General features: G+C 42.0%; 10 protein-coding genes. 5 read left to right on the top strand and 5 right to left on the bottom strand.

Annotation, left to right across the window (positions count from 1 at the left end; genetic code table 11):
• Positions 1 to 14: 14 nt before the first annotated feature.
• The 3 genes from GFH30_RS01860 to asd all read right to left on the bottom strand — a co-directional run bounded on the left by GFH30_RS01860 (position 15) and on the right by asd (position 4,222).
• Complete coding sequence (locus GFH30_RS01860) at positions 15 to 1,307, bottom strand: type IV pilus assembly protein FimV (RefSeq protein ID WP_153370613.1); 1,293 nt, start codon at positions 1,305 to 1,307, stop codon at positions 15 to 17.
• 63 nt (positions 1,308 to 1,370) lie between these two features.
• A complete protein-coding gene (locus GFH30_RS01865; RefSeq protein WP_153370615.1) occupies positions 1,371 to 2,957 on the bottom strand; it encodes a FimV/HubP-related protein in 1,587 nt (528 codons plus the stop codon).
• A 146-nt stretch (positions 2,958 to 3,103) separates the two neighbouring features.
• Positions 3,104 to 4,222, bottom strand: a complete 1,119-nt coding sequence (gene asd, locus GFH30_RS01870) for an aspartate-semialdehyde dehydrogenase (RefSeq protein ID WP_153370617.1) — start codon at positions 4,220 to 4,222, stop codon at positions 3,104 to 3,106.
• A 184-nt stretch (positions 4,223 to 4,406) separates the two neighbouring features.
• On the opposite strand from asd, the gene GFH30_RS01875 reads away from it, so the two are divergent.
• The gene (locus GFH30_RS01875; RefSeq protein WP_153370619.1) at positions 4,407 to 5,534 is read left to right on the top strand and encodes an endonuclease/exonuclease/phosphatase family protein; all 1,128 of its coding nucleotides are present in this window, start codon (positions 4,407 to 4,409) and stop codon (positions 5,532 to 5,534) included.
• 349 nt (positions 5,535 to 5,883) lie between these two features.
• Here the strand turns inward: GFH30_RS01875 and GFH30_RS01880 are convergent, their stop codons facing one another.
• The gene (locus GFH30_RS01880; protein WP_153370621.1) at positions 5,884 to 6,822 is read right to left on the bottom strand and encodes an LpxL/LpxP family acyltransferase; all 939 of its coding nucleotides are present in this window, start codon (positions 6,820 to 6,822) and stop codon (positions 5,884 to 5,886) included.
• A gap of 108 nt (positions 6,823 to 6,930) precedes the next feature.
• A complete protein-coding gene (locus GFH30_RS01885) occupies positions 6,931 to 8,835 on the bottom strand; it encodes an ATP-binding cassette domain-containing protein (RefSeq protein ID WP_153370623.1) in 1,905 nt (634 codons plus the stop codon).
• Between the two features lie 33 nt (positions 8,836 to 8,868).
• On the opposite strand from GFH30_RS01885, the gene GFH30_RS01890 reads away from it, so the two are divergent.
• The 4 genes from GFH30_RS01890 to topA all read left to right on the top strand — a co-directional run bounded on the left by GFH30_RS01890 (position 8,869) and on the right by topA (position 13,611).
• Complete coding sequence (locus GFH30_RS01890) at positions 8,869 to 9,114, top strand: SlyX family protein (protein WP_153370625.1); 246 nt, start codon at positions 8,869 to 8,871, stop codon at positions 9,112 to 9,114.
• 310 nt (positions 9,115 to 9,424) lie between these two features.
• Complete coding sequence (locus GFH30_RS01895) at positions 9,425 to 10,420, top strand: hypothetical protein (protein ID WP_153370627.1); 996 nt, start codon at positions 9,425 to 9,427, stop codon at positions 10,418 to 10,420.
• A gap of 70 nt (positions 10,421 to 10,490) precedes the next feature.
• Positions 10,491 to 10,940 carry an ammonium transporter gene (locus GFH30_RS01900; protein WP_153370629.1) on the top strand — a complete coding sequence of 150 codons (450 nt, stop codon included), beginning with the start codon at positions 10,491 to 10,493 and terminating at the stop codon, positions 10,938 to 10,940.
• A 31-nt stretch (positions 10,941 to 10,971) separates the two neighbouring features.
• On the top strand, positions 10,972 to 13,611 hold the full coding sequence (gene topA / locus GFH30_RS01905) for a type I DNA topoisomerase (RefSeq protein WP_153370631.1): 2,640 nt from the start codon (positions 10,972 to 10,974) through the stop codon (positions 13,609 to 13,611).
• The last annotated feature ends 57 nt before the right edge of the window (positions 13,612 to 13,668 follow it).

A 13,668-nucleotide genomic window follows, 5' to 3' on the forward strand; every position in this document is an offset into this window, starting at 1 on the left:
TAAAGCCAAATGCGTTAAGAAGCGATTTGATTTAAAAGTTGCTTGGCTTGCTCATGTTGCAGAGCAGAATATTCTGATTCTTTCTCTGCCAATAATTCACGTGCTGCATTGTATGCACCCAGTTTAATATATTGCTCAGCAAGAGAAAGATTTAGGCTGATTTCATCGTTCTCAACCAATTCAGGGAATGATTGCACGAGTGGATCATTTCGATCTACTGCAATTACAGTTGTTTCAGGTACATCAATACTCAGCGCGGAAGGAGCTGTTTCCGTTTTTTCCTCGATGCTATCGAGTTTGAAATCAAATGTTGAACTTTCTAGTGCAGCTGTAGGAGCAACTTCATTGGTGATCGGTTTGATATTGGTTAGATCAAGATCAATCGCAATGGATTCTTCGGTTTTTTCCGGAGTGGTTGTCGCACTGTCTAAGGAGAATGAGAAATCTAAAGGCTGAATCTCTTCCGGTTTATCGACTGCAACAGGTTCGGCAGGTGCTGTAGATTCGAGATCAAATGCTAAGGTCGGTGCAACAACAGGTGTAGCAGATTCTACTGATTCAACAATCGGTGAGCTTGGGGTAAAGTCGAAATTGGAGTCAAAATGCAGCGCTTCCGTTGCAGGCTTTTCGACAGGGATTTCAGTTTGCGTCAACAACGGCTCAAAATTGAATTCTAAAGGTTGAATATCATTTTGAGTGGGTTTTGCTTCAAACACAGATTTAGTTGAGGGTTTAGCTTCATCTTGAAGGGCATCAAATGCAGTGTCATCAGCAACATGCGGTGCTTCTAGTTCAGCAAATGCGTCCGCTGTGGTGGTATTATCAACAGAGTGGAATCCAATCGTATCGTTACTGGAAGGGAGAAATTTTTCATATTCGGCTTTTTGAGCTTTTGCTTTTTCCAACACCTCATCAAGTTGCAAGGAACGAATATGATTAATGAGCTGAGAAATCGCAAAATCATCTTTTTGCTTGGTATGGATATCAAGTAAGAGCAAATACAATTCATGCTGTGAATTATCGCGGTTTAACGCTTGGTTAATTTGCGCTTCGGCCGCGAAATAATTACCCGCTGTAATTAGACCTTCAATTTTTTGACGCAGATCGGCACTAAGAGGCGTCGCTGTTTGTTTGACTGCAACTGGTTCTTCCACCACTTTGGTTTTTTGCGGTGCTTTACTTGAGCTCGCTGTAGTTTTTGTTCGACTTGTTGGTTTCGCTTTCGCTGCGCCTTGAGCATCTTGTCGTTTTTTTAATACAAGTAAAACGATGATTAATATCACCAGTGGAATCAAATAAATCAGCATCTTAATACCCCTTTAGGACAGCGAATGATATAAACGCATCCCAATAAATCATTGTATGTCACATTAGTGAGTTGGCTTTTTATCTGCATGTTGAGCTTTTAACTGTTGTTCCAGTCGTGCTAAACGTGCATTGAGTAATTGAATTCTGTGATCCTTTGGATTAAGTGCCAACTCTATTTCAGTCACGTTTCTCTGTAATTTAACGGTTTTTTCTCGAGCTGTCATAACTTTTAATGCTAACTCTTTCGAAGATTGATTCTTTAATGTGTTTTGATTTGCAGAAAGTAATTTGGAATCTTGTTCATTCTCTGCAACAAGGCTCATTTCAGCCTGATTCAGACGATATTTAGTCTTTGTGGTCGGTTTGATCTTTTGTGTATGAAGTGCCGTAGCAGGGACTTTAATCGCTTCTTTTGTTGGGACAGCAGCATTAAGATTTAAAGCTGCACCGTTACGTAAGCGATTGGCATCTCCTGCAATAAAAGCATGTTCATTGTTCTTTTTAATATTTTGCATCACTTCGTTAACCGGCTTATTTTGTGCCTGTGCAACACGTTCTGCAATTTTCCATAGGGATTCATTTGCTTGAACCACATAAGTTGCTTGAGCCTTTGACAAAGGTGGAATAGATGGGGGAGACGCTAATTTTTTAGCAGTCTCTACCGCTGGCTTTTGTTGTTGTGCAGCACGTTCTTCTGCAAATTTTTTCACTAAAGGATCATGAGATTCTGTTGCGATATTCTCTGATTTTTCTATCGGTTGAATCGCAGGTTTTGGTTTTGAAACAAGTGCATCTTGAGAAGATGCAACTGGTGTTGGAGCTGTCGTTTTTTCGGGCTTTGCTGCTAATTTTGTTTGTTGCTCAGCGGCTAATTTTTCTGGTTTTTTTGTTTGGACGATCGGCTGAGCACTTGAAGGAGCTGCTGTGCTTAAGGCTTTGATCGGTTCTACTGGCTGAACTGTTATTGGCACAGCAAGTGATGCTGAATTAGGCTTTGGTGTTGCTAAAGCTGGCGGTGTCACATTCGGCGCTGGTTGAGTAACTGCCTGAATATGAGGTGAAGCGATGCTCGCAACTGAGCTACTCGATAGTGTAGGGGGAGCAATACGTTGAATCGCCAATGGTTTTTCAGTGACTGTGTTGGCTGATTTTGCTACGTTATATTGCGTACTAACAGGCAACGATAATGCAATGTCTTTTTCACTGACCACCACAACAGGTGACAATGGGCGTTCATTTGGGCTTAACCTGGCTTTTAATAAGTCGATTTTAGACTTTAAAGGGGTGCGGACATGCTGTAAATGTGCCGCATTGCCTTCTTTAATTTTAATAATAATATTGAGTTCACGGTCAGTGATAGGACGTGATGAGGTAATCGTAATCACGCCACTGCCGTTACTATTACGACGGGTATAAAAATTTAAATGACCGGGTGGCTGATGTGACGCCCCAATGGACGCAAGATCATCAAGCGATGCTAAGCTCACTTCTATTGGAGTATTTACATTCGATTTGCGAAAATGCATTTCGGCATAAAGTAGTTCACCCGGTGCGGATTGGACTTGCACAGGATCAACATTTACGGCAAATGTCGTTGGCGCAGCCATGATGGCTAAAATGGCAATCTTTAATTTGTTATATGCAGTCATCTTAATGTCAAAGCTCAATCACGATCGCAAAGCGAAAATTCTAGATTATCGGGATGTCTATGTTTTGTAAAATATTTCGTCCATCTTGGCATAAAAAAGCCGATCAATAAAGATCGGCTTTTTTTACTTTGTATCAACGCTTGATATTAAGCATTTTTATACTCAATTAAGATACGCAGCATACGGCGCAATGGCTCAGCAGCACCCCAAAGCAATTGGTCACCAACAGTGAACGCGCCAAGGTATTCTTTACCCATGTTGAGCTTACGTAGACGACCGACTGGTACAGATAAAGTACCTGTAACTGCAACAGGAGTAAGATCGGTCATTGATGCTTCACGTGTGTTCGGCACGACTTTAGACCAATCATTTGCACTTGCAATGATGTCTTCAATTTCATTCAAAGGCACATCTTTACGAAGCTTTAATGTCAAAGCTTGTGAATGGCAACGCATTGCACCGATACGGACACAGTGACCATCGATAGGCACGATCTGTTGATTACCCAAGATTTTATTGGTTTCAACCTGACCTTTCCATTCTTCTTTCGACTGACCGCTTTCAAGCTGTTTATCGATGTACGGAATGAGTGAACCTGCTAAAGGCACGCCGAAGTTTGCAGATGGGAAACCTTCACTACGTTGTAGTGCCGCAATTTTAGAATCGATATCTAAGATTGGAGATTTCGGATCATCAAGTAAATCTTTAGTATTGTTATATAAATAACCCATACCATTGATGAGTTCACGCATATTTTGCGCGCCAGCACCAGATGCTGCTTGATAAGTCATTGAAGTTGCCCATTCCACCAAATTGTTTTGGAATAGACCGCCTAAGCCCATGAGCATAAGAGAAACAGTACAGTTACCGCCCACGAAAGTTTTCGTGCCTTTCACTAAACCGTCTTTAATGACATGCATGTTGACTGGGTCAAGAACGATGATCGCCTCGTCATCCATACGTAAAGTCGATGCTGCATCAATCCAGTAACCTTTCCACGCTTCAGCTTTCAGTTTAGGGAAAACTTCCGTGGTATAGTCACCACCTTGACAGGTAATAATGACATCCATTTGCTTCAGACTGTTAATGTCTGATGCATCCATAAGTGCTGGAGCAGTCTTACCACCAAATGCAGGCGCTTGACCACCTGCATTACTGGTAGAGAAATAGAATGGCTCAAAATGAGCGAAATCATTCTCTTCAACCATACGTTGCATAAGGACGGAACCAACCATCCCGCGCCAACCGACCAGACCTACTTTCATGTCATTTTGCCTCGGTGCGTTAAAAATAAAAGGGGGTTTGAGTGTATCAAAAGGTGCGCTAACTGCAAGCGCTACACAACCGAAACACGATTAATATTGTGCAATATATCTTGTTTATGTTACATGGAAAATTGATATTAATTTATGAATTAAACAAAAAATTAGAATATAACAGCGAGGTTTTATGATTTGGATTGAGATTATTGCAATCTTGGTAATTTGGCTCAGCTTCTGGTCCTTGATTCCTCGAGATGAATGGTGGTTCCGTGGCGCTGACTTTCCAAGGCTACAAATCTTGGTAATTGGCTTTGTGACATTGCTGTTTTTCATCTTTTGGGACGCGCCATGGAATCGCTTTACACAAGTGATTTTTGTTGGATTATTAGCCGCGATGGCGTATCAACTGAAAATGGTTTTGCCCTATACCTTTATTTGGAAAAAGCAGGTCAAAAAAGTACGTCTAGAACAGTTAGACCCTGATAAACAAATTTCTTTGATTGTCTCTAATGTGCTCACCCCAAATCAAAAATATCATTTGCTGATTGAACAGATTGAGAAGCATCAACCCGATTTGGTGCTGACTTTAGAAACTGATCAAACTTGGCAAAATGAACTTGTCGTCATTGAAAAAGATTATCCATATCGTGTGCCTGTCCCTTTAGATAATTTGTATGGCATGCATCTGTATAGCAAGTTAGAACTCACAGATACTGAGGTGAAATTCATTTTAAGCGATGAAATTCCATCTATTCACACGACAGTCACGCTGCGGTCAGGGCATGCTGTGCAGCTGTATTGTTTACATCCGAAACCACCGAGTCCAACTGAAGCCAAAGATTCCACTTTACGTGATGCCGAGCTTTTAATTGTCGGTGATCAAATTAAAGATTTGGATGAAAGTTGTATTGTGATGGGTGATTTGAATGATGTCGCTTGGTCGCGAACCACACGACTATTCCAACGCATTAGTGGTTTACTTGACCCTCGGGTGGGCAGACATTATGTCAACACCTTCCATGCGGATTATCCTTTACTGCGTTGGTCACTCGATCACGTCTTCCATAGTACCGATTTTGCTTTAGTGAAAATGCAACGCTTACCGCATGTTGGTTCAGATCATTTCCCTGTCTATGTCGTGTTGCAAACTGGCGCAGAGTTTGAACAAGTGCAGCAAGAGCTTGAGCAAACCGATGCAGATGAAAAAGAGGCACAAGAAGCGATTCAAGACGGCATTGAAAAGGCTGAGAAGGAAGAGAAAATCGTGACGGATGAAATTGCTCAAGATTATAAGGATGGTACGAAAACACCATAATATTAACAAGAAAAGTGTACGAAAATGCTTACACAAGTTTCGTCCGATGTCGAATAGCCAGCGTGTCGGAATAAACGTATTCTTGTTTTATCAGCACAGGGAGTCGCGAAGGGAATTTCGCATAAGGAAGACGACGCTGAATTGAGACATCATGGATATGATGCTGAAATGGACATCAAAAAAGCAAAAGAATGAATAAAAAGATTTGAAAGCACAACCTCACTAACCCGAGTTTTGCAGGATGCAGAACTCGGGTTAAATTATTTTAGATGCCTATTTTTACTCGTTAAGCTTAAATTTTATGGTGAATTCATTTGAGATGAATCCGCGATTCACACTATCTATTCTGTTATTTATAAATATTCTCATAACCATCAGGGCGCGTTTTAAAACGGCGATGGAACCACATATATTGAGTCGGTGCGATACGTAACTGGCGTTCAATAATTTGATTGACTCGCGTTGCATCATCGATTTCATCTTCACTCGGTAAATGCTCAACGGGCGCTTCAATTAAAACGTGATATTGCGGATTTTTGATATCGCCATGGCGGTAAAAATAAAGTGGAATGGCAGCAGCTTTGGTCATTTTGAGCAAACGACGATGTGCGGTCACTGTTGCCGCAGGCACACCAAAGAACGGTGCCATGACTCCTTGTTTTAGACCAAAATCTTGATCTGGGCTATACCAAATGGCATGACCTTGTTTAAGCTTGCGGACCAAGCCACGCATATCGTCATGGTCAATTTGATTGGCATAAATCGTCGCTCGGCAACGATAAATCAGCATATCTAGCAACGGATTGTTTTGCGGACGATAGACCACGTCAGGTTCAAAGTACTGTGCGCATAGATATCCGCCCGCATCAAGTAGGGTCGAGTGTGTACCTAGAAATAAAATGCCTTGGTTCTGTGCTTGTGCATGCTCGACATATTCTAAGCCTTCAATCGTGACACGACCTTGAAACCATTTTGGGCTATACCATGCGTTTAGAGTTTCAAATACCCCAATCATCTGATCGACAAAGACCTGACGTGCATTCGCTTCAACTTCAGCCGCAGACCATTCTGGAAAACAGACCTCAAGATTACGTAAGGTTGTTTCACGGCGAGATCTAAGGGCTTTGAAACATACATTTCCTAAAGCTTGTCCTAAGCGAAATTGCAGTGCCCACGGTAGAATCGCCAACATCATTAAGCAAATAATGCCGATCCAAATTCCCCAGTATTGAGGAAGCAGGAAAGACCATTGAAATTCACCGGGCTTAAATTCGGGTTGATGACTCATAGCGCACATTGGGGAGAAAAGATTCTATGCAGTTTAGCAGAGAAAATTTCGAAATAAAAAAAGCACCTGTACGAATACAGATGCTTACAGGATAGAGGACTTAAGAACTTAGTCTTTGGTTAAGTTTTCAAGTTCTTCCCAGCGTTCTAACTTTTCAAGTAAAAGCTCGTCAATTTCACCTAGGCGTTCTGAAAGTTTCATCGCTTTGTCAGCGTCTTTAACGAACAGTGAGCCATCTGCCAAAATGTCATTAATCTCGGCTTGCTCTTTCTCTAAAGCTTCCATCTCTAAAGGCAATTGTTCTAAAGCACGTTGATCTTTATAGCTGAGTTTTACTTTTTTCGGTGCAGCTGCAGCAGCGCTTGCTTCTGCTTTTGCCAAGGCTTTTTTTACATCGCTTTTTTGATCGACCGCGGTTTGATCAGGGCGTTGCTCAAGATAGTCTTGATAACCACCGATGTATTCATCGATATGACCTTTACCATCAAAGACCCAAGTCGATGTCACCACGTTGTCCATAAATGCACGGTCATGCGAGATTAGGAGCAAAGTACCTTTATAGCCACCCAACATTTCCTCTAATAGTTCAAGCGTCACCATATCCAAGTCATTGGTTGGCTCATCCATTACGATTAAATTTGATGGTTTAAGTAAAAGTTTCGCAAGTAAAATACGATTACGTTCACCACCAGATAATGCTTTGACTGGTGTACGCGCACGTTCAGGGGAGAACAAGAAATCTTGTAAATAGCTATAGATATGACGACGACCACCGTTCACATCGACGAAGTCCGAACCTTCAGATACGTTATCTTTGACAGATTTATCAAGATCAAGTGCATTACGCAACTGGTCAAAGTACGCGACTTCAAGCTTAGTCCCGGTTTTTACCGTACCGCCATGCTCAAGTTCACCCAAAATGGCTTTAATGAGCGTGGTTTTACCGACACCGTTGTCACCGACTAAACCAATACGATCGCCACGTAACACAAGTGCCGAGAAGTCTTTGATAATCGGTGCATTATCACCAAAAGTAACGCTTAGATTTTCAATATCAAAGACCAATTTGCCTGAGCGATTGGCATCTTGAGTCGCCATCGTTACTTTGCCTTGTTGGGCACGACGGGCTTTCGATTCTTCACGTAATGCTTTTAAGTCGCGGACACGACCTTCATTACGGGTACGACGTGCTTTAATGCCTTGGCGAATCCAAACTTCTTCTTCAGCAAGTTTTTTATCAAACAATGCATTTTGCTTTTCTTCAGCTTCCATTTGCATGGTTTTAAGTTCGAGGTAACGTGAATAGTTACCTTCAAAACTACGCAATTGACCACGATCAAGTTCGACAATACGCGTAGCAATGCTGTCCACAAATGAACGGTCATGCGAAATAAACAGTAACGTCAGATTGTTTTGATCGAGTAAGAATTTTTCTAACCATTCAATACTTTCAACGTCCAAATGGTTCGTCGGTTCATCAAGTAGTAACACATCAGGTTGCATCAACAATGCACGTGCAAGGAGTACACGACGCTTACGACCACCTGATAAATCGGCAAGATCAGCTTCAGGGTCAAGACCCATTTTGCCTAAAATGGAGTTCACACGTGTTTCAAGCGACCAGCCATCAAGTTGATCCATCTGATGTTGTAAGTTACCCATACGTTCACAGGCATCCATATCACCGAGTACGCATGCATCACTTGCGAGGTGGTAATCGCGAAGGACTTGAGCTGCTTCACCAACACCATCTGCGACAATATCAGCCACTTTGCCTGAGTCCATGGGTACATCTTGGGCAAGCATCGAAATGGTGATGCCATTTTGCAGTGAAATCTCACCGCTATCGGCCACTAAACTTCCTTCGATAAGCTTAAGTAAGGTAGACTTACCCTCACCATTACGGCCGATCAAACACACTCGCTCGCCACGTTCTAAGTTGAAATTCGCGCCGTCGAGCAGGGCGGGTCCACCAAACGCAAGTTGGACATCCCTAAGGGTAATATAGGCCATAATGTTTCCTGAAATCCCAAATGAGGACTTTAAATGACTAAACAACAAAATTTAAATGATCAGGCGTCATTTTCCGCACCCATTGAAGATTTGCAAGTCCGAATTGCATTTTTAGATGATTTAGTTGAACAGCTGAATGATCAGGTGGTGAAGCAAAACTTGGAAATTGCCGACCTACAAAAGCAAATGAAGCTTTTATATCAACGTGTTGAGTCATCAGATTTGTCAGAAGGGATTGCTGAATTTGACCCAATGACCAATCGTCCACCGCATTATTAATTTAAAAATAATTTACATAAAAAAGGAAAGCTGCTCCCTTTTTAAGATTTATATCGGTCAGCTTTTCTTTATATCGTGCTAAAAGCAGCTTGTTATTTCCAAATTAAGCTGCTTGAAACAACCGCTTTATGCATTTTTTGTCTTGTAAATCGCGAAAAACAACCAAACGCATTTGAGTCAATACAGTGTCTATTTCAGACCAAATTGCAAAATAACATGCGTTAATACTTTTAGATCACCCGAAAATTGTTTAACCTTTCCTCGGATTTTTCTCGCTCTTCATTTCTCACAGGGTTTTTCAAAACTTCCTATGCATCAAAAAGTCGTTCTGCTCGACCTCGAAAATAATTCGCCGAATATTAAACTTTTACGAGACATTATTGAGCATTATCCTGTGCTTTATGTGTTTAATTGTTCGGGAAAATTTGAATTTTCATTGCCAGATTTAACAGAATTTTCGGCTTGGGTGACCAGTGGTCAAATTGTGATTTTAGATACCCCGACCTCACCACATAAAGAATTTGAATATGCCGTGATTGTGGGGCAACTATTGGCGCTGCTTGAACATCCTGCCCATGTTGAGTTGATTTCTGCCATGGACAGCAGTGTAATGCTGAGAAAAATGCTCGAAGCATCCAATATTAGTTGTAGTTTGATTCAAGTTGAATCTGGACAGCAGGGGGCAGCTTTAGCCACTAAATCACATCTGCCCAGTATTGAAGCGATTAAATCTAAGCCAAATTTATTGTTGGTGAAAAAATATTGTGATGCCTTAGACAGCATGAGTGGTAAGCCGAGCACAATTGACGGTTTAAAAAATTCGATTACTAATATTTTGCAGCAAACGCCTGAACAAGCGCAGCATCTTGTGGGCATGCTGATTAATTTGCGACTGGTAAAATGTCAGGATAACCATATTCATTTTCGTAAGAAAGTCCTGAAACAATGGATTGGCTTAGATTTAAATGCGGTTACGCCAGCTCATTCACCGTTACTAGATCAGGTCATCACAGAACTTAAAAATACAATAAATCAAAAAGATGAAGACGTTGAAACGATTCAGTCGGTACAGCATGATTTATTTAAAAACTTTGCACGTATTGATCCGGTTCAGTTAGAAGTGGCACGTAAATTACGTGAGTTAAAATCAGATAAGCCGAAAGATATTTATGCGCTACGTGATTTGCTTGAGCAGCTCTTCCCTCAATCTGATATTCGATTGCTGCTGAAAGAGCTGATTGAAAAAGGCTATATTTATTGGAATGGTCACGAAATTTTATACAGTCATGAGATGTTCTTAAATTAATTTTGTCGCGCAAACTTGCGTTTTACATTGTGCTTATGCAACTCTAATAATAGAACATAAAGGTTGAACTATGGAAAATACAGGAATTTGGGTTGCTGTTGTCATTGTGATTTTTGTCATGGGCTCTATTTTAGGCTTACGTGTAAGTCCAAGAGAAAAAGCCATTGGCATGATGCGTGATCAAGCACGAAAAATGGGATTGCATCCACGATTGGTGGTTGCCCCTGATTGGACCAAAATTCCGATGGCAACGGAAAACCGTGCCAGTATGGTGGCGTACTATAGTGTATTACTTCCAGAGGCGCGTTTGCCGCTGATGCGTGCCCGTATTGTTGACCAAAAGTTCGAAATCGTACACGGCGATGACAAATTTAAAGATTTTCCCATTGCATTAAAAGGCATTTATGCTATTGATATGCAGGCGAACTGTGTGGGAATGTTTTGGGATGAAGAAGCCGATTTAAGAGCCACCCAGTTAGAAGACATCAAAGCACTCCTACACGCTTTGGCTGAACTTTAATATTAAAGATAAACAGGATTAACGATTCATTATGGCGAACGCTCCTCGATCCACATCAAAAAGCAGCACAGCGAAAACTTCTACAGCTGGGAGCAAGCGTGCCTTAGTGATTGTGGAGTCGCCTGCAAAAGCGAAAACAATCAACAAATACTTAGGTCCAGATTACATCGTGAAGTCATCTGTCGGTCACGTACGTGATTTACCGACAGGCGCGAGCAAAACGGCAGAGAAAAAGCCGGCAACGCGTACCAAGTTAACCGATGAACAAAAAGCAGAAAAATCGCAAAATGCATTGATTAACCGTATGGGTGTCGATCCAGAACATGACTGGAAAGCCAAATACGAAGTTTTACCGGGTAAAGAAGGTGTCGTTGCTGAACTGAAAAAACTGGCATCGCAAGTCGATGAAGTCTATCTCGCAACGGATATGGATAGGGAAGGGGAAGCGATTGCTTGGCATTTAAAAGAAGTGATTGGCGGGGATGATTCACGTTATCAACGTGTGGTCTTCAATGAGATTACTAAAAATGCCATTCAGGAAGCCTTTAAACAGCCGTCACGCCTTGATATCGATAAAGTGAATGCTCAGCAAGCCCGTCGCTTCTTAGACCGCGTGGTGGGCTTTATGATCTCGCCTTTACTGTGGGAAAAAATTGCCCGTGGTTTATCAGCAGGTCGTGTGCAATCGGTTGCAGTAAAACTGGTGGTTGAGCGCGAACGTGAAATTCGTAAGTTCATTCCAGAAGAATACTGGCAAGTGTTTGCGGATACTAAATCTAAAAAAGATGACATTCGTTTAGAAGCAGTCAAGCAAAATGGTAAAGCGCTTAAGCTGCATAATAAAGCCGAAACGGATGCGCTTCTAAATCTGATTAAAGATGCTGAATATAAAGTGTCTGTGCGTGAAGATAAACCGACGAAGGTTAATCCAAGCGCGCCATATATCACATCGACTTTGCAACAAGCGGCAAGTACCCGTCTCGGTTTCTCTGTCAAGAAAACCATGACCATGGCGCAGCGCTTATATGAAGCAGGTTTCATTACCTATATGCGTACTGACTCGACCTTCTTAAGTGATGATGCAGTCAGCATGGTACGCGGTCATATTGAATCTGAATTTGGCACAAAATACTTACCTGCAAAGCCAAATAAATATGGCAACAAAGCGGGTGCGCAAGAAGCCCATGAAGCGATTCGTCCATCAACAGTGGGTCTGAAAGGCGATCAATTGATAGGTGTAGACCGCGATGCACAGCGTTTATATGACCTGATTTGGCGTCAGTTTGTCGCGTGTCAAATGACGCCTGCCGAATACTTATCTTCAACGATTTTAGTGGATGCCAATGGTGTTGAGCTGAAAGCCAAAGGTCGTACTTTGGTCTTTGATGGTTTCACTAAAGTGCGTGGTGCCAACAAAGCCGATGACGATATTTTGCTGCCTGCGGTAAAAGTCGGTGAAGTACTCAAACTCGAGAAACTTGATCCATCGCAACACTTTACTAAGCCACCTGCACGTTTCACTGAAGCATCGTTGGTCAAAGAACTTGAGAAGAAAGGCATTGGTCGTCCATCGACTTATGCTGCGATTATCTCGACCATTCAAGATCGTGGTTATGTGAAGCTCGACAACCGTCGTCTCTTTGCCGAGAAGATGGGTGAAATCGTGACAGACCGTCTCGATGAAAACTTCAATAACCTGATGAATTATGCATTTACTGCAGATTTGGAAGGTCAACTTGATAAAGTTGCAGATGGCGATCGTAATTGGAAAGAATTACTCAATAGTTTCTATGGCGACTTCAAACAACGCCTGACTAAAGCGCAGGGTGAAGACGGTATGCGCCGTAATCAACCTGTCGAAGTCGATGCGGTACATTGTAAAGAATGTGACCGACCAATGCAGATTCGTACGGGTACGACGGGTGTATTCTTAGGTTGTTCTGGTTATAACTTACCGCCGAAAGAGCGTTGTAAGGGTACATTTAATTTAACCCCCGTTGAGTCTTTAGCTGCGCTGTCTGATGATGAAGCAGCAGAAACCGCTGACCTGATGTCGAAAAAACGTTGTCCAATTTGTGAAACCGCAATGGACAGCTATGTGATTGACGGTGGTCGTAAATTGCATGTCTGTGGGAACAACCCAGACTGTGATGGTTATGAACTCGAAGAAGGTGAGTTCAAAATCAAAGGTTATGACGGTCCAACCATTCCATGTGACAAGTGTGATGGCGAAATGCAGTTGAAAACAGGTCGTTTCGGTCCTTACTTCGCCTGCAACAGCTGTGACAATACCCGTAAAGTATTGAAGAGCGGTCAGCCAGCACCGCCACGTGTTGATCCAATTAAAATGGAACACTTACGCTCAACCAAACACGATGACTTCTTTGTTCTTCGTGATGGTGCAGCGGGTCTGTTCTTGGCAGCAAGCAAGTTCCCGAAAGTCCGTGAAACACGTGCACCGAAGGTTGCTGAACTGCGTTCTGTGGCGGAACAGATTGATCCGAAATATCAATTTATTTTGCAAGCGCCAGATGTTGACCCTGAAGGTAATCCAACTTTGGTTAAATTCAGCCGTAAAAACCAATCACAATATATTGGTTCTGAAAATGCAGAAGGTAAACAAACCAAATGGTCTTTGGTTTACCAAGATGGGAAATGGGTTGAAGCTTAAGCTTCGATAAAATCAAAAAATGCTGACTTCGGTCGGCATTTTTTATGTCAAAATGAA

Source organism: Acinetobacter wanghuae (genome assembly GCF_009557235.1).
GTDB classification, from domain to species: Bacteria; Pseudomonadota; Gammaproteobacteria; order Pseudomonadales; family Moraxellaceae; genus Acinetobacter; species Acinetobacter wanghuae.

Coding starts and splice junctions, on each gene's coding strand:
- GFH30_RS01860 (WP_153370613.1), bottom strand. CDS start 1,307: ATGCTGATTTATTTGATTCCACTGGTGATATTAATCATCGTTTTACTT.
- GFH30_RS01865 (WP_153370615.1), bottom strand. CDS start 2,957: ATGACTGCATATAACAAATTAAAGATTGCCATTTTAGCCATCATGGCT.
- asd (WP_153370617.1), bottom strand. CDS start 4,222: ATGAAAGTAGGTCTGGTCGGTTGGCGCGGGATGGTTGGTTCCGTCCTT.
- GFH30_RS01875 (WP_153370619.1), top strand. CDS start 4,407: ATGATTTGGATTGAGATTATTGCAATCTTGGTAATTTGGCTCAGCTTC.
- GFH30_RS01880 (WP_153370621.1), bottom strand. CDS start 6,822: ATGAGTCATCAACCCGAATTTAAGCCCGGTGAATTTCAATGGTCTTTC.
- GFH30_RS01885 (WP_153370623.1), bottom strand. CDS start 8,835: ATGGCCTATATTACCCTTAGGGATGTCCAACTTGCGTTTGGTGGACCC.
- GFH30_RS01890 (WP_153370625.1), top strand. CDS start 8,869: ATGACTAAACAACAAAATTTAAATGATCAGGCGTCATTTTCCGCACCC.
- GFH30_RS01895 (WP_153370627.1), top strand. CDS start 9,425: ATGCATCAAAAAGTCGTTCTGCTCGACCTCGAAAATAATTCGCCGAAT.
- GFH30_RS01900 (WP_153370629.1), top strand. CDS start 10,491: ATGGAAAATACAGGAATTTGGGTTGCTGTTGTCATTGTGATTTTTGTC.
- topA (WP_153370631.1), top strand. CDS start 10,972: ATGGCGAACGCTCCTCGATCCACATCAAAAAGCAGCACAGCGAAAACT.